Raw genomic sequence first — 16696 nt, 5'->3', positions numbered from 1 at the left:
TTTGCCGCCGTCAGGTGTGACTACACCCGTCCCGCGGTGACTTCCGTTGATTCAATTGCCCACCCGCGGAGGCACAGTCTCCGGTGCAGCCTTCAAAGGAACCGCCAAGAAGCGGCGTGTCCCGCTTGAATGCCGCGTGTTCGGCAGCGAAGCTGACCAGACTCTGTGTGGATTCTTCTTTACATAAGGCACCCAGCAGATTCGCCTTTCTCCGGCCATCGGGCCGGTAGTAGGCGAACCCTGACCCAATGTCTGATTTTGGGACCAGGGCCAATCACCGCGGCCGGCATTGCGCCGGACCGCCCGACGAGGGGGAAGGATCCTTCGTGACAGATACCACTAGCCTGACTGCAGGCGTGGATTCAGCATCCGCCGGTTCAACCGGCGAGAACGCATCAAAGAGCGCAGGCCTTGCAGGCCTTAAGCTTGCGCAGCTTCAGGCGCTTGCCGGCCAGCTCGGCATCACCGGGGGTTCCCGCATGCGTAAGGGAGATCTGGTTACGGCCATCTCCAACCACCAGCGCGGCGGCGCAGTAGCCGACCGGCCGGTCCGCGGTTCCCGCGGCGAGGCAGGCGACGACGCAGCCAAGGGTGCTTCGGCGCCCGAGAAGGCAGCAGCCGCACCCGCGGAGCAGACCGGCGAGGCCGAGACGACCCGCCCGACGCGTACCCGTAACCGCAACCGGCGTGCAGCCAGTGACGGCGTCGTCACTTCCGCCCCCGCGGAAACTGCAGCGGCCGAGGCGCCGGCACCCGCCGCCTCGCCGGAAGCAGACGAGGCTCCGGCCCGGAACCGCGAGGCACGCGAAGACAACGGACGCGAAGAGGGCCAGCGCGAGCGCGGCAACCGCCGCAGCCGCAACCGCCGCAGCGACTCCAACGAGTCCAACGGCTCGGCCGGCAACGCTTCCACCGAGGCACCTGCAGAGGACGCCTCCAACAACGGTGCTGCAAACAACAACGGTGCTGCTTCCAGCAACGGTGCTGCTAACGGCGCTGAGACCCGGACCCAGGGCGACGACGAGCGCGGCGAACGCCGTGAGCGCCGTGACCGCAGCCGCTCCGACCGCGACAACGGCGGCAACCGGGACCGTGAGAACAACCGCGACAACGGTGGCAACCGCGAGAACAACCGCGACCGCGACAACAACCGCGATAACGGTGGCAACCGCGACAACGGTGGCAACCGCGACAACGGCGGCAACCGCGACAACGGTGGCAACCGCGAGAACAACCGGGACCGCGACAACAACCGCGACAACGGCGGCAACCGCGAGAACAACCGGGACCGCGACAACAACCGCGACGACAGCGACGAGAACGGGCGCGGGCGTAACCGCCGCAACCGGAGCCGCAACGAGCGCAACGACCGCAGCGACCGCGGTGACCGGAACGACCGTTTCCGCGACCGCAACGAGCGCCGCCGCAACCGCAACCAGAACCCCGAGGTCGACGACGTCGAGGTCACCGAAGACGACGTCCTGCTGCCGGTAGCCGGCATCCTCGACGTCCTGGAAAACTACGCCTTCGTCCGGACCTCCGGTTACCTGCCGGGCCCGAACGACGTCTACGTTTCCCTCGCCCAGGTGAAGAAGTACAACCTGCGCAAGGGCGACGCCGTCGTCGGCGCCATCCGCGCCCCGCGTGAAGGCGAAAACCAGGGTGGAAACCAGCGCCAAAAGTTCAACGCACTGGTCCGCCTCACCTCCGTCAACGGCAAGCCCGCCGAGGACAACAAGGACCGCGTGGAGTTCTCCAAGCTGGTTCCGCTGTACCCCTCCGAGCGCCTGCGCCTGGAGACGTCCGCCAAGGTCATCGGCCCGCGTGTCATTGACCTCGTGGCACCGATCGGCAAGGGCCAGCGCGGCCTCATCGTTTCCCCGCCGAAGGCCGGAAAGACGCTGATCCTGCAGGCAATTGCCAACGCGATCACGATCAACAATCCTGAGGTCCACCTCATGATGGTCCTCGTGGACGAGCGTCCCGAAGAAGTTACGGACATGCAGCGCACGGTCAAGGGCGAGGTCATTGCCTCCACCTTCGACCGCCCCGCCGATGACCACACCACCGTCGCTGAACTCGCTATCGAGCGCGCCAAGCGCCTGGTGGAAATGGGCAACGACGTCGTGGTGCTGCTTGACTCCATGACCCGCCTGGGACGTGCCTACAACCTGGCCGCTCCGGCGTCGGGCCGTATCCTCTCCGGTGGTGTGGATTCGTCCGCTCTGTACCCGCCCAAGCGTTTCTTCGGTGCTGCCCGCAACATCGAAAACGGCGGCTCGCTGACCATCCTGGCTACGGCCCTGGTGGAGACCGGGTCCAAGATGGACGAGGTCATCTTCGAGGAATTCAAGGGCACCGGCAACATGGAGCTGCGCCTGTCCCGCAACCTTGCGGACAAGCGCATCTTCCCGGCCGTGGATGTCAACGCGTCGGGTACCCGCCGCGAAGAAAACCTGCTCTCCCCGGATGAAGTCAAGATCATGTGGAAGCTGCGCCGGGTCCTGTCCGGCCTGGACACCCAGCAGGCACTCGAACTGCTCACCGGCAAGATCCGGGAGACGCAGTCCAACGTCGAGTTCCTGATGCAGGTCCAGCAGACCACCTTGGGCACCAAGGACAACTAGCTGCCTTACGAGCCGCTCATGCTCCCTCCCGCTGAACAGCGGGCAGGGAGCCTGGGCGGCTCGTGCGTTAACGCCCGGGGACCGACGGGCGCGGAAACCGATAAACTTCCATGTGGGAAACACAGCCGAAAGAGGAATCTAAAACATGTTTGAGTCCATTCAGGGCCTGTTGGATGAGCACGCTGAACTCCAGCTGCGCCTGTCCGACCCGGCAGTGCACGCGGACCAGGGCCTGGCCCGCCGGCTGGGACGGCGCTACGCCGAACTCAGCCGGATTGTGGACGCCTACAACCGTTGGCACGGACTCGAGGATGACCTTGCCGCCGCCGCCGAAATGGCGGACGAGGACCCGGAATTCGCCGCAGAGGTACCCGTGCTCAAAGAGCAGCTGGAGGACGCGCAGGAGAAGCTGCGCCGCCTGCTGATTCCGCGCGACCCCAATGACGGACGCGACGTCATCATCGAGGTCAAGGGCGGCGAAGGCGGCGACGAAGCGGCCCTGTTCGCCGGGGACCTGCTGCGCATGTACACCCGCTACGCCGAGCACCGCGGCTGGCGTACGGAAATCATCTCCGCCACCGAGTCGGACCTGGGCGGCTACAAGGACGTTGCCATGGCCATCAAGGGCAACTCCAACGATCCGGCCGAAGGCGTGTACGCCCGCCTGAAGTACGAAGGCGGCGTGCACCGCGTGCAGCGCGTTCCCGTTACGGAGTCCCAGGGCCGGATCCACACTTCGGCTGCCGGCGTCCTGGTGCTGCCCGAAGTGGACGAGCCGGAAGAGGTCGCGATCAGCCAGAACGACCTGAAGATCGACGTTTACCGTTCTTCCGGTCCCGGCGGACAGTCCGTGAACACCACCGACTCGGCCGTACGCATCACCCACCTGCCCACCGGCATTGTGGTGGCCATGCAGAACGAAAAGTCGCAGCTGCAGAACCGTGAAGCGGCCATGCGCGTGCTGCGTTCCCGCATCCTCGCGCACGAGCAGGAGAAGATCGACGCCGCGAACTCCGACATCCGGAAGTCGCAGATCCGCACCATGGACCGTTCGGAGCGGATCCGGACCTACAACTACCCGGAAAACCGGATTGTGGACCACCGCACCGGCTACAAGGCCTACAACCTGGACACCGTGCTGAACGGCGAACTTGAAGCAGTGGTGCAGGCCGCCATTGAAATGGACGAGCAGGCACGGCTGGACGCCATCGGTGACGAAAGCTAATAGCCTCACCGGCTCCGCGTCCGGTGGCGGCGGCACCCTTGCAGAAGCGCTGCGCCGTGCGACGGCGGAACTCGCCGCCGCCGGGGTGCCGTCCCCGCGGGTGGACGCTGAACTGCTGGCGGCGCACCTGCTGGGAGAAACCCCCGGCCGGATCCGGGCGCTGGCCTTCACCGATGTGCCGGCGCCTCAGGGCTACACCGCACTGGTGTCCGAACGCGCCGCGCGGGTGCCGTTGCAGCACCTGACGGGAAAGGCGCATTTCCGCTACCTCGAGCTTTCCGTCGGCCCCGGGGTCTTCGTGCCGCGGCCGGAAACCGAAACGGTGGCGCAGCTGGCGATCGATGCCGCGCGCCGGGTCGGCTCGGCAAAGGTCGTGGACCTCGGCACCGGCTCCGGCGCCATCGCGGCTGCGGTGGCCTCGGAGGTTCCCGCAGCCGCGGTGCACGCCGTGGAACTAAGCCCCCTCGCCTTCGCCTGGGCGGAACGGAACCTGGCTCCGCTGGGCGTCCACCTGGTCCTGGACGACCTGCGCACCGCCCTGCCCGGCCACGAATCCAGCTTCGACGTGGTGGTGTCCAACCCGCCGTACATCCCTGCCGAAGCCGTCCCGAACGAACCCGAGGCCGCCGAGCATGATCCGGCCATGGCACTGTACGGCGGGGGAGCGGACGGCCTGGAACTGCCGATGGCCGCAGCACGGACCGCGGCACGGCTGCTTGCCGAAGGCGGCTACTTCGTGATGGAACATGCCGAAGTGCAGGCGCCGGCCATCGCCCGGCTGCTGGCCGATGATCCGGCCTGGACCGATGTCCAGTCCCACCGGGACCTCAATGACCGCCCGCGGGCGACGTCGGCCGTCCGTCGGCCCGCACCGAAGGCATCCCCTAGTGAAAGAATGAAGACGTGAGCACCAGTTATGACTGCAGTAATCCCGATGAACTCAGTGAGGGCCTGGCGGCAGCCCAGCGCGCCATAGCCGCCAAGTCCTGCGTGGTGCTTCCCACCGACACCGTGTACGGAATCGGTGCCGACGCTTTCTCCCCGCAGGGAGTGGCCACCCTGCTCGCAGCCAAGGGACGCGGCCGGAGCATGCCGCCGCCCGTGCTGATCCCGCGCCTGCAGACCATGGACGGCCTCGCCACGGACATTTCCGAGGACGCCCGCAGCCTGGCCCGCACGTTCTGGCCGGGTGGACTGACACTGATCTTCCACGCCCAGCCGTCCCTGAGCTGGGACCTGGGCGACACCATGGGAACCGTGGCGCTGCGGATGCCCGATGACAGCGTGGCCCTGGACCTGCTGGCCGTCACCGGGCCGCTGGCTGTCTCCTCGGCCAACCGCACGGGATCCCCGGCCGGACTGACCGCGGCGCAGGCACGCGAACAGCTGGGCGAATCCGTGGAGGTCTATCTGGAAGCCGGACACCGTCCGGTGGCCGGCAGCGACGGAGTGCCCTCCACCATTGTGGACGCCACCAGCGAACCGATGCGGGTGGTGCGCAGCGGTGCGATCAGCACTGCCGCCCTGCGCGAAGTCGTTCCGGGAATCCTGGATCTGGGCGAAGAACCCGCAGCCGGCGGCACTGCACCCTCCCTGGCCAAGGACCAGAAGCCGGTTTAGTTGCGCGAGGCTGCCAGGACCTCGCGGACGCGGGGTTCCGGGACATTGCCCGTGGCCTCGGCCCAGCCGGGCTCCTGGCGCTGCCCGAACCACATCATTTCCACGCGGCGCAGTGCTCCGTGCAGGCGTTCCCCGGCCAGCGAGGAGACCGCATAGCCGGACCGCAGCGCGAGGCGGCAGGCCCAGACCGGCAGATGTGCCGGCCGCCGGCCGCCTGCGGCTTCAAGCACGGAGGACACTGACGCCTGCTCCCAGGGCTGTAGCACCACTGCAGGCACCGGGCCGGTGTGGGAGCCTACCCGCAGGACGAAGTCGACCAGGGAATCCACTGAACTTACCGGGCTGGGTGCGGTACCGGGCCCTGCAACGGATGCCAGCGGTGAGGCCGCGAGCCGGCTTAGCTTAGCCGTGGTTGCCCGGCCCGGTCCCTGGACCGAGGTGGCGCGGACCGTGGCAACGCTGCAGGACCCGCCGTGCCGGGCGGAAAGGACCTGTTCGCCTAGTGCCTTGGAACGGGAGTAGGCCGAAAACGGTTCCACATGCGGGCTTTCGTCCAGGAACGGACGGTGCCCCTGCACTGCGGCACTGCTCAGGTGTACGAACCGGCGGACACCGGCGGCGTCCGCGGCATCGGCGACCAACGCAGGCAGCAGCGAGTTTGCACCCCGGAGTTCGGGGGAATCCGTTGCTCCCGGCGTCGCCAGTCCAGCAGCATTAACCACCACGTCGACCCCCGCGAAGGCGTCGGCCAGCCGGCGGCGTTCCGTGTCCAGCGCTGCGGCCTCCGCAAGTAAACCGGTTACGTCCATAGCGTCGGTACGCAGCCGGGGAGCGGAAACGGCCCGGACCTCGACCCCGCGTGCAGCCAGGGCGGAGCGGACGGCCGAACCGATGAAGCCGGTGCCGCCGAGGACCGCCCACACCGAGGGTGCGCCGGAGGAAGGGACGGGGCCGGGAGAAGGAGTGCTCAAACCTGCTGCTTTCGTGTTTCCGGTGATGACTGCCCGGGTGCGGACAGCGGGGCCATCGGGGACCATTCCTGGTCCCGGAGAATGCGTCGGGCACCGCGCCAGCCTGCCCAGAGGCGCCCGGCTCCCCGCAGCGAATGTTCTACGGCAACCAGCCGGAGCAGTTCCTTCCCTGCGGTCAGGAAGGTCCCCAGTCCGAATCCGTACCGGTGGAACCGGCCGTGGGCCTGCAGGTACCGGGCCGTATGGCCGCGGTTACGCATGGCGGTGAAGCGGCCAAGGTCGCTGGAATCGTTGAGGTGGCGGATGCCGAGGTCAATCTGTCTCTGCACCCGGACCTTGCGGATGACGAAATCGTTGACGTAGGCCACCGGCCGGTCCAGGGAGGCGAGCCAGCCGTAAACCACATCGTCGCCGTTGATGAAGTAGCGGGCATCCGGCAGGCCTATCCGGCGCACCTGATCGGCGCTGATCAGCATTCCCTCGAAGCAGCCCACGTTGGTGTCGAAAACAGGGGAATCGCGGAAAACGTTGCCCGGCACCGGCAGGTGGACGCCCAGGAAGGGGACGAAGCGGTGCTGCCAGAAGAACGGTTCCCCGCCGGCATCGAACCGCCGGCCGTGGATGCAGTCGTAACTGCCGGTCCACTTGCGCAGCGCAGCCACGGCGCCCGGGAGGACCTCGACGTCGTCGTCCATCAGCCACAGCCACTGCGCGCCGGAGTCCAGGGCAGCCTCGACACCGGCGGCAAACCCGCCGGCCCCGCCGGTGTTGGTCGCCAGCCGCAGGACGGCCAGCGGGACGGGGAACCCGGCGCGGGCTGCTTCCAGAACCTCGGGCGTGTCATCGGTGCTGGCATTGTCCACCACGACAACCGCCGCAGGCGCTGGGTCGAGCCGCTTGACGCTCTCCAGCAGGCCGGTGAGGTAGCCGGAGCGGTTGAACGTCGTGATGACGATCGTCAGCGGGGCCGGTTCCTGGACGGCGTCCATGTCAGAACCCGAAGTCCGACGGCGGCCCGAAACGGCGCCCGCCCATGCCTGCCGCGTAGGCGCGCAGCCAGTTGGCGAAGCCTCGGGGATCCCGGGTCTTGGCGAAGTGGATGGGGTATCCCACGGCGTCGGCTACGAAGGACTTCACCCTTGTGTAGCGGCGGGTGAGGTGGCCACGGTTGCGGTAGAAGTAGAACTGCTTGAACGGCGTCTCGGGGACCAGGACGTGCATCCGGTCACCCAGGACGGGCTGCACTTCGGCCCAGGCAGCCGGGTGGGTCAGGGCCACCGTGGTGACCGTGCCGAATTCGATGCCCGCCCTGCGCAGCCGGATCATGAAGTCCGTCTCGTCGCCGCGGATGAACAGGCGGAGGTCCGGCAGTCCCACCCGGTAGAACACGTCGGCGCGGATCAGGGCGCCGTTGAAGAAGTGACCCACGTTGGGCAGGAACCCGCGGGCAGCCACTTCGGCCCGGTCATGGGTGAGCTTCCCGTCGAGGCGGAAGTGGAAGGACAGCGTGTCCGGCGCCCCCGGGGCAACCACGAGCGGCAGGACGACGTCGAGGCCGCGTTCCTTCGCTGCAGCCAACAGGGTGGCGACGCATTCGGGATCCTCGGGATGGGCGTCGTCGTCCATGATCCAGATCCACTCGGCGCCGGAGGCCATGGCTGAAAGGATGGCGAGCGAAAATCCGCCGGCTCCGCCAAGATTGGTGTTCGACCGGATGTAATTAACCGGCGCCGATGAGGCTTCAGCGATATCCGACACCGGGCTTTTACCGGAGTCCACCAGCGCCACGGACGTGATGTTGCCGCTCTGCGCGGCCAGTGCCTCCAGTAGGATCTTCACGTCGTCGGGACGGTCGAAGGTCACTGCTGCTACGGCCACGGAGTCCGGCAAGATGGTCCTTTCAGGCAACCCGGGGGATCGGCCAAGACCGAAACCGGAGAGGGTGTGCAGTTAGTATGCTGAATAGATTCCAGTCTATTACACCGGATTCTTCCGCCAGCTCTTCGCATCACCGAGAAGAAAGCCGGGTACCTACCCGTTGAGGACCATGAGGCAAAAACCTACGGACAACAGTCACCTTCCCAGGGAGGAAAAGCCCGTCCTGTGGCTCTGGTCGCAGTACATGCTGGACTCCCTGGCCTGGATCGTGTCCATCGGCCTCGCGCTGGTGCTGCGTTACGAACTCACGGTTGAGCAGATCAACCCGGGCGGCCTGGCCGTCTTCTGCGGCGTGGCCGTCCTGACCCAGCTGATAGTCGGCTATTCGTTTGCCCTCTACCGCGGACGCTACAGCTTCGGCAGTTTCCACGAAATGCGGCTGCTGGCGGTGGTGACGCTCATTGTGTCCGCCATCCTGGTCCTGGCAAGCGCCCTGTTCGGGCTCGTGATCGATATCCCGCGCAGCACCGGAATGATCGCCTTCCCCTTCGCCTGCCTGTTTATGGCGGCCATCCGGTACGTCAAGCGGATGTACGTGGAGAGCAAGGCACGGCCGGGCGAGGAAGCCCAGCGTGCCCTCGTGTACGGCGCGGGTTTCCTTGGCGGTTCCCTGGTGTCACGGATGATGAAGGATCCGGAGTCGCCGTACTACCCGGTTGGCCTGGTCGACGACGATCCGTCCAAGAAGCACCTGAGGCTGGCCACTGTTCCGGTGCTCGGAAAACTCGTAGACCTTCCCGAACTGGTACAGCGGACCCGCGCCACGGTGCTGGTTGTGGCCATTGCCGATGTGGAAGCGAAGCAGGTTCGAGAGATTTCCGATCTCGCCGAAGGCCTGGACCTGCGCGTCCTGGTGCTTCCGCCGCTCAGGGACATGCTCTCGAAGGGCGACGGCGCCGGCCTGGGCGATTTCCGCGATGTGGCGGTCGAAGACCTCATCGGGCGCAGGCCGGTCGACATCCATGTGGACGAAGTCGCCGGCTACCTGTCCGGGAAGAAGGTCCTGGTCACGGGGGCAGGCGGATCCATCGGCTCCGAACTCTGCCGCCAGATCACTGCCTTCAATCCCGGCGAACTGATCATGGTGGACCGGGACGAGACCGGCCTGCAGCTGACCCAGCTCTCCATCACCGGCCGCGGCCTGCTCGACGGCCCGGACACGGTCCTGGCCGACATCCGCGACCCCGAAGCACTGGACCGCATCTTCCGCGAACGCCGCCCCGACGTCGTTTTCCATGCCGCCGCCCTGAAGCATGTTTCCCTGCTCGAGCAGTACCCGCAGGAAGCCTGGAAGACCAATATCATCGGCACCGCGAACGTGCTGGCTGCAGCCCGCAAGGCGAACGTGCGCCACTTCGTGAACATCTCCACCGACAAGGCGGCCAACCCCACCACCGTCCTCGGCCATTCCAAGCGGGTTGCCGAAAAGCTGACTGCCTGGATGGCCCGCGCCACCGGCGAGCGGTACGTGTCCGTGCGGTTCGGCAACGTCATCGGCAGCCGGGGCTCCATGTTGCCGCTCTTCAGCGAACAGATCCGGCAGGGCGGACCGGTCACCGTGACCGACCCGGAGGTGACCCGGTTCTTCATGACGATCCCCGAGGCCTGCCAGCTGGTGATCCAGGCCGGTGCGATCGGCCGCGGGGGAGAGGTGATGATCCTGGACATGGGCGAGCCCGTGAAGATCCTCGACGTCGCCCGCCGCATGATCGCGATGTCCGGCAAAGACATCGAAATTGTCTTCACCGGACTGCGCCAGGGCGAAAAGCTGCACGAGATCCTCGTCGGCACCGGAGAAGAGGACTCCCGCCCCCTGCATCCGAAGATCTCCCACGCCGCGGTTGCCGTACTGGATCCCGACGAGCTGGACCTGACCGACTGGCTGCGGCGCTGCGGAATTGAACCCGGCAGCGTGCCGACGGACGGCGCCGCAACCGATGCCGGCGAGATAGTGCGCATTCCGGGTGCCCGCCATCCCGGCGCCCCCGGCGACGCCGCGAATGAGCCCGGGGAACCCTACAGCGAACGGCGGACCGGCTGATGCTGCTGGCGCTGTGCGTCGCGGCGGCTTTCCTGTCGAGCCTGCTGCTGCCCTTCCTGTTTATCCCCCTGCTGCGACGGCTGGGTGTCCTGGACATCCCCAATGAACGGTCCTCGCACACCAAGGCGGTCATCCGCGGGGTGGGCGGAACCACTGCCGCGGGCGTCCTGGCAGGCCTCCTGCTGGCGCTGTTGACAGGTCTGGTGGCCGTTGACCGTTCCGTGCTTGCCATCCTGATTGCCGTGATCGGCGCGGCATCGCTGCTGGGCTGGATCGAGGACTGGCGCGGCGTCTCCGTCCGGACCCGCGCGGCTACCCAGCTCGCCATCGGCCTGCTTGGAACGGCCGCACTGGCATGGACCATGGAGCAAAGCTGGTGGTGGGTCCCCGTGGGCGGCCTCGCCATCGCCGCCTACATCAACGTCGCCAACTTCATGGACGGCATCAACGGAATTTCCGGGCTGCATGGACTGGTCGTGGGTGCCCTCTACTCCATCAGCGGCGTGCTGTCGGACCACGTCTGGCTGACCGTGACCGGAGCTGTGGTGGCCGCGGCGTTCGCCGCTTTCCTGCCCTGGAACCTCGGCAGGGGACAGGTCTTCCTGGGCGACGTGGGCAGCTACCTGCTGGGGTCATCAATTGCCGGTATTGCCGTCGCCGCGTTCCTGGCAGGTGTCTACGTGGAATACCTGCTGTTCCCGATCGTTATCTATCTGGCGGACACCTTCACCACGCTGCTGCGCCGCATGCGTCGCGGGGAGCGCTGGTACTCGGCGCACCGCCAGCACGTCTACCAGCGGCTGACCGATGCCGGGCTGAGCCACGTCCAGGTGTCGCTGGTTGTCACCGGGTGCACCGTCGCCGTCGGAGTTACGGGGCTGCTCACTGCCGGTGCGGGTGCGGGTGCGACGGTAGCAGGGGTCCTCTTCGCCGTCGCGGTGCTGGCCTTCTACCTCGCGTCGCCGCGCCTGTTCGCCCGGCGGACAGTGGCCTGACCAGGGGCATCGGACGCCCTGCCGGGGGCATCTTCTATGTACTGTAGAATTCAAGGGTCGCGGCAGCCCGCCCCGTCACGAAGCCTCCGGCTCCAGTAGAACCAGCAAGGAAGATTGCCTCCACCATGAGATCCGCAGACGGTACCCGCCCCGGCGGGTACCTGACCCCCTCCGGGCCAACGAAGGCCCCCTGGTTGGGGATCCTCTGGAAGGCCCTTGCCGTGACCGGCTCCGCTGCCGTCCTGGCGGCAGTGGCGGCGGCTCTCACGGCGGATCTGTTTGCTGCGGCGAGCTCCCTTCTGGGCTGGTTCCTTATTGCCGCATTCTTCGGAATCAGCCTCCTGGTCGGCCACGTCGTCGGACGGCGCAATCCCTCCGGAGCCATTGGAATGTTCGCCGTTACCTATGCCATAAAGGTTGTGGGTTTTGCCGTCATTCTTTTCGGGCTCGGAACACCTGTTTGGCTGCACCGGGAATGGTTCGCCTTGACGGCCGTCGGTGCAGTGGTCCTTTGGCAGGCGGCGGAAATCCGCGCCTTTTCGACGACCCGTCATCTGATTTACAACGATGCTGACGATTCCAGTCCCCAAGGAGGCGCAAATGCCTAAGAATCGGCCCTCGTCCGGCCCTGCGGCCTTCCAGGAACCGTCCTCCCGGCGGCGCGCTCTGCTCCAGTATGTCCTTGCGGGAATCATCGCCCTGGGTTTGATAGGGTGGAGCCTGGATAGTCTCCTGGGAACTCGCTGGATTTTACCGGCCGGTATCGTTCTGGGCGCGGTCAGTGGCTACTATGTGGCCTCCGCACACAGACGCACCTCGGGTGCGGACCGACCCGTCACGGGCGGAAAACAGCCGGATACGGATGAATCGAATTGATTTCACAAAACCGAAGTAATGGGCGCACATCATGTGTGCCCACCAATGATATGCCCAACGATGGACACAGCAGAGAGGAAACGCGTTGATCGCGCTTGCGCTTCCCGCCTCCAATGACGAGGGATTCGTCGCACCTACCCTCGAAGACATGCACCTCCCTGAGATCCTTCCCTGGGGCGCCGAAAGCGGTGAAGGATTCGGAAAGCAGATGCTGCTTATCCTCCTCTCCGTCATCCTTATCGGGTGGTTCTTCGTAGCCGCAGCCCGCAAGGGCCAGATGGTCCCGGGCCGGCTGCAGTTCCTGGGCGAATGGAGCTATAACTTCGTCCGCAACTCGATCGGCCGGGACATCATCGGTGAAAAGGACTTCCGGTCCTTCACTCCGCTGCTGTTCGCGCTGTTCTTCTTCATCCTGATCAACAACCTGTGGGGCACCATCCCGCTGGCCCAGCTGCCGACCACGTCGCACGTGGGCACGGCCTATGCACTGGCCGCGATTGTCTACTTCACCTGGATTATCGTCGGGATCCGGAAGCACGGTCTGGGTTACTTCAAGTTCGCCACCGTCCCGTCCGGCGTGCCGATGGCCATCCTGCCGCTCGTGGTGCTGATCGAAATCATCTCCACCTTCCTGGTCCGTCCGATCACGCACAGCCTGCGACTCTTCGCGACCATGCTGTCGGGCCACCTCATCATCATGCTTGCCGGCAGCGGAACCGCGTTCCTGCTGCTCGAGGCTGAAGGACTGTTGAAGCCGCTGGGTGCGCTCACCCTGGTAGGCGGCGTCGCCATGTTCCTGTTCGAAGTTTTGATCCAGGTCCTGCAGGCCTACGTCTTTACCCTGCTGACCGCGATCTACATCCAAGGCTCCCTGGCCGAGGAACACTAAACCTCCCCTCACCGGGGAACCCCCTGAACCATGCAACCTGCCCAACGGGCATCTTGAAAGGAACAAAACCAAATGACTGGTGTTTTGGATATCGAAGGCAACATCAACCTCGTCGGCTACGGCCTGTCCGCTATCGGCGGCGCCATCGGCGTGGGCCTGGTCTTCGCGGCCTACATCAACGGCGTTGCCCGCCAGCCGGAAGCTCAGCGCGTCCTGCAGCCCATCGCCTTCCTGGGCCTGGCCCTGACTGAAGCACTGGCTATCCTTGGTCTGGTTTTCGCGTTCGTTCTCTAACGTCAGCGCGTATTTTCCAACCAAGTAGATAGGACGGATTGAAATGAACGAGGCACTAATCCTCGCCGCCGAAGAAGGCGCGAATCCTCTGATCCCAAACATCTGGGAGATCCTCGTAACACTGCTTGGCTTCGCCGTGCTGATGTACATCGTCGTCAAGTTCGTCGTCCCGATGTTCGAGAAGACGTATGCAGAGCGTACCGAGGCCATCGAAGGCGGACTCAAGAAGGCCGAAGCCGCACAGGCTGAAGCCAGCGCGGCCCTGGATGAATACAAGCAGCAGCTCATCGACGCCCGTACCGAGGCCAACCGGATCCGTGAGGAAGCACGCGCCGAAGGCGCCCAGATCCTCGCTGATCTGAAGGCCAAGGCAGGCGCCGAATCCGCCCGCATCATGGAACAGTCCCACGTCGCCATCGAAGCGGAACGCCAGGCAGCTGTCGTTTCCCTCCGCAGCGAAGTGGGCACGCTCGCCACCGAGCTGGCCGGCAAGATCGTCGGCGAGTCCCTCGCAGACGATGCGCGTGCCGCCCGTGTGGTTGACCGCTTCCTTGACGACCTGGAAACCCAGAACGCAGGTGCGGTTAAGTAATGGCAGGTATATCGAGCGAGTCACTGGCCGCAGCGCAGGAGAAGCTGGAAGCAAAGCTTCCCGGTGCAACCCTGTCCCTGGCCGAGGAACTCTTTGGAATTCTGGGCCTGCTGGACAGCGACGCTGGACTCATGCGTGCCCTGACGGATCCGGCTCGTGAAGCCTCTGCCAAGGCAGCCCTGGTCTCCAAGCTGGTAGGCGGCAAGGTTTCGGCCGACGCCGAGCAGCTGGTTGCTTCTCTGGTGGAGTCCCGGTGGCGCACTTCGCGTGACCTGGGCGATGCCCTGGAAACCCTGGGTGCAACGGTTGTCTCCGCTGTAGCGGAGAACAAGGGTCCCGGCCTGTCCGGCCTTGAAGCACTGGAAAGCGATTTGTTCCGCTTCAACCAGACCGTTGCAGCCAACCACGAGGTGCAGCGTGCCCTGCAGGAACCGCAGGCATCGGCCGAGGCCAAGTCCGTACTGGCGCAGAAGCTGGTACCGGGCATGGGCGCCGAAGCAAAGGTGCTGGTCACGCAGGCAGTAACCGCCCCGCGCGGCCTGCGTCCTGCAGCACTGGTCAACCGGTTCATGGAACTGGTAGCCGGCCGCCAGCAGCGGTGGATTGCAGAAGTGCAGTCCAGCCGTCCGCTGACGCAGGAACAGCAAAAGCGTCTGCAGTCCTCTCTCAACGGACTGTATGGCCGCGAGCTGAAGATCAACGTCAACGTGGACCCGGCGATTCTCGGCGGCATTCGTGTCACAGTGGGGGATGAAGTAGTTGATTCCACCGTTACGACGCGCCTGACTGAACTTCGCCGAAAGCTCGCTGTCTAGTCACCTTGATGGCCCCAAAAGGCCGTCAGAATTTTTGAGAACCAATCACGGTCATCGGCTTTTATTCGATGATCACAACATAGGAGAGCAGGGACTGCAGATGGCCGAATTGACCATCAACGCCGACGACGTCCGTAATGCGTTGAATGAATTCGCGGCGTCCTACGAACCCGGAAACGCAGAGCGCGTTGAAGTTGGCCGCGTAACAACCGCCAGCGACGGCATTGCCCGTGTGGAGGGCCTGCCCTCCGTTATGGCGAATGAGCTGCTTCGGTTTGAGGACGGCACGCTGGGCCTGGCCCAGAACCTTGACACCCGTGAAATCGGTGTCGTTGTACTTGGCGATTTCGCCGGTATTGAAGAAGGCCAGGAAGTTCACCGCACCGGTGAAGTCCTGTCCGTACCCGTAGGCGATGCCTTCCTGGGCCGCGTTGTCGACCCGCTGGGCGAGCCGATGGATGACCTCGGCCCGATCACCGCTGAGGCGCGCCGTGCACTGGAACTCCAGGCGCCGGGCGTTACCCAGCGTAAGTCGGTCCACGAGCCGCTTCAGACCGGCCTCAAGGCAATCGACGCCATGATCCCGATCGGCCGCGGCCAGCGCCAGCTGATCATCGGTGACCGCAAGACGGGTAAGACCGCCATTGCCGTTGACACCATCCTGAACCAGAAGGCCAACTGGGATTCCGGCGACGTCCAGAAGCAGGTTCGCTGCATCTACGTAGCCATCGGCCAGAAGGCTTCCACGATCGCTGAAATCAAGCGCACCCTGGAAGACAAGGGCGCCATGGAGTACACCACTATCGTGGCCTCCCCGGCATCCGACCCCGCCGGCTTCAAGTACCTGGCACCGTACGCCGGCTCGGCCATCGGCCAGCACTGGATGTACGGCGGCAAGCACGTTCTGATCATCTTCGATGATCTGTCGAAGCAGGCTGAAGCCTACCGCGCCGTGTCGCTGCTGCTGCGCCGCCCGCCGGGACGCGAAGCCTACCCGGGCGACGTCTTCTACTTGCACTCCCGCCTGCTGGAGCGTTGCGCCAAGCTCTCCGACGAGCTGGGTGCCGGCTCGATGACCGGCCTGCCGATCATCGAAACCAAGGCAAATGACGTCTCGGCCTACATTCCGACCAACGTTATTTCCATCACCGACGGCCAGATCTTCCTCCAGTCGGACCTCTTCAACGCCAACCAGCGCCCCGCCGTCGACGTCGGTATCTCCGTCTCGCGCGTCGGTGGTGCTGCACAGCAGAAGGCCATGAAGAAGGTCTCCGGTACGTTGAAGCTGGAACTGGCGCAGTACCGCGACATGCAGGCATTCGCCATGTTTGCCTCGGACCTGGATGCCGCTTCCCGCCAGCAGCTGACCCGCGGTGCACGCCTGATGGAACTGCTCAAGCAGGGCCAGTACGCGCCGTACCCGGTGGAAGACCAGGTTGTCTCCATCTGGATGGGCACCAACGGCTACCTGGATGACGTCCCCGTAGAGGACGTCCGCCGCTTCGAGTCCGAGTTCCTGGAACACGTACGCCACTCCTCGTCCGTCATGACCGTCCTGGCCGAGACGAACAAGCTCGAGGATTCCACGGTTGATGAGATGAAGAGCCTCATCACCAAGTTCAAGCAGGGCTTCTTCGGCGAAGGTGACGACCGCATGGTCGCCGCTGGCAACGAAGCTACCTCCGCCTTGGACGAGGACGCCGTAGACCAGGAAAAGATCGTCAAGCAGAAGCGCTAGCGGCTTTGAAGTTCCGCGGGCCGGGCCCGGGGCCCGGCGCGGGACCCCACGCCCCTTGCGTAGCCCCAAGCCTCA

General features: G+C 65.3%; 15 protein-coding genes. 12 read left to right on the top strand and 3 right to left on the bottom strand.

Translation table 11 applies throughout. From position 1 onward, the window contains the following. The first annotated feature begins 326 nt into the window (after positions 1-326). The 4 genes from rho to LOC56_RS00465 all read left to right on the top strand — a co-directional run bounded on the left by rho (position 327) and on the right by LOC56_RS00465 (position 5472). Positions 327-2627 (top strand): transcription termination factor Rho, encoded by a 2301-nt coding sequence (rho, locus tag LOC56_RS00480; protein WP_229949526.1) that lies wholly within the window; start codon positions 327-329, stop codon positions 2625-2627. Positions 2628-2772: 145 nt separating this feature from the next. Then, positions 2773-3852, top strand: a complete 1080-nt coding sequence (prfA, locus tag LOC56_RS00475; RefSeq protein ID WP_229949524.1) for a peptide chain release factor 1 — start codon at positions 2773-2775, stop codon at positions 3850-3852. Then, positions 3839-4759: a peptide chain release factor N(5)-glutamine methyltransferase gene (gene prmC / locus LOC56_RS00470; RefSeq protein ID WP_229949523.1), complete on the top strand. Its 921-nt coding sequence runs from the start codon at positions 3839-3841 to the stop codon at positions 4757-4759. Before prfA ends, prmC begins: the two co-directional genes overlap by 14 nt. After that, entirely contained in the window at positions 4756-5472 is a 717-nt protein-coding gene (locus LOC56_RS00465) for an L-threonylcarbamoyladenylate synthase (RefSeq protein ID WP_229949520.1), read from the top strand. Before prmC ends, LOC56_RS00465 begins: the two co-directional genes overlap by 4 nt. Here LOC56_RS00465 and LOC56_RS00460 read toward each other — a convergent pair. The 3 genes from LOC56_RS00460 to LOC56_RS00450 are packed head-to-tail and all read right to left on the bottom strand — an operon-like array spanning position 5469 to position 8333. Further along, a complete protein-coding gene (locus LOC56_RS00460; protein WP_229949518.1) occupies positions 5469-6443 on the bottom strand; it encodes an NAD-dependent epimerase/dehydratase family protein in 975 nt (324 codons plus the stop codon). The genes LOC56_RS00465 and LOC56_RS00460 overlap by 4 nt on opposite strands. Further along, positions 6440-7432, bottom strand: coding sequence for a glycosyltransferase (locus LOC56_RS00455; protein WP_229949517.1), 993 nt, complete (start codon positions 7430-7432; stop codon positions 6440-6442). Before LOC56_RS00455 ends, LOC56_RS00460 begins: the two co-directional genes overlap by 4 nt. A 1-nt stretch (position 7433) precedes the next feature. Then, entirely contained in the window at positions 7434-8333 is a 900-nt protein-coding gene (locus tag LOC56_RS00450; protein WP_229949515.1) for a glycosyltransferase, read from the bottom strand. Positions 8334-8490: 157 nt separating this feature from the next. Here LOC56_RS00450 and LOC56_RS00445 point away from each other — a divergent pair, with 157 nt between their 5' ends. From LOC56_RS00445 to atpA, 8 genes are all read left to right on the top strand, one after another. Beyond that, positions 8491-10422, top strand: a complete 1932-nt coding sequence (locus LOC56_RS00445) for a polysaccharide biosynthesis protein (RefSeq protein WP_229949514.1) — start codon at positions 8491-8493, stop codon at positions 10420-10422. Further along, positions 10422-11417, top strand: a complete 996-nt coding sequence (locus tag LOC56_RS00440) for an MraY family glycosyltransferase (protein WP_229949513.1) — start codon at positions 10422-10424, stop codon at positions 11415-11417. Before LOC56_RS00445 ends, LOC56_RS00440 begins: the two co-directional genes overlap by 1 nt. Positions 11418-11542: 125 nt before the next feature. Further along, complete coding sequence (locus LOC56_RS00435) at positions 11543-12025, top strand: hypothetical protein (protein ID WP_229949511.1); 483 nt, start codon at positions 11543-11545, stop codon at positions 12023-12025. Positions 12026-12378: 353 nt separating this feature from the next. Then, the gene (gene atpB, locus LOC56_RS00430) at positions 12379-13182 is read left to right on the top strand and encodes a F0F1 ATP synthase subunit A (RefSeq protein WP_229949509.1); all 804 of its coding nucleotides are present in this window, start codon (positions 12379-12381) and stop codon (positions 13180-13182) included. 72 nt (positions 13183-13254) lie between these two features. Next, positions 13255-13476: an ATP synthase F0 subunit C gene (gene atpE, locus LOC56_RS00425; RefSeq protein WP_227918267.1), complete on the top strand. Its 222-nt coding sequence runs from the start codon at positions 13255-13257 to the stop codon at positions 13474-13476. A 43-nt stretch (positions 13477-13519) separates the two neighbouring features. After that, positions 13520-14068: a F0F1 ATP synthase subunit B gene (locus tag LOC56_RS00420; RefSeq protein WP_229949507.1), complete on the top strand. Its 549-nt coding sequence runs from the start codon at positions 13520-13522 to the stop codon at positions 14066-14068. Next, on the top strand, positions 14068-14883 hold the full coding sequence (locus LOC56_RS00415; RefSeq protein WP_229949505.1) for a F0F1 ATP synthase subunit delta: 816 nt from the start codon (positions 14068-14070) through the stop codon (positions 14881-14883). Before LOC56_RS00420 ends, LOC56_RS00415 begins: the two co-directional genes overlap by 1 nt. Before the next feature lie 100 nt (positions 14884-14983). Continuing rightward, on the top strand, positions 14984-16621 hold the full coding sequence (gene atpA / locus LOC56_RS00410) for a F0F1 ATP synthase subunit alpha (protein WP_227918264.1): 1638 nt from the start codon (positions 14984-14986) through the stop codon (positions 16619-16621). Positions 16622-16696 lie beyond the last annotated feature (75 nt).

The sequence above is a fragment of the Arthrobacter sp. zg-Y179 genome (assembly GCF_020907345.1).
Lineage (GTDB): Bacteria > Actinomycetota > Actinomycetes > Actinomycetales > Micrococcaceae > Arthrobacter_B > Arthrobacter_B jinronghuae.
This window is presented reverse-complemented; position numbering and strand designations above follow the sequence as displayed.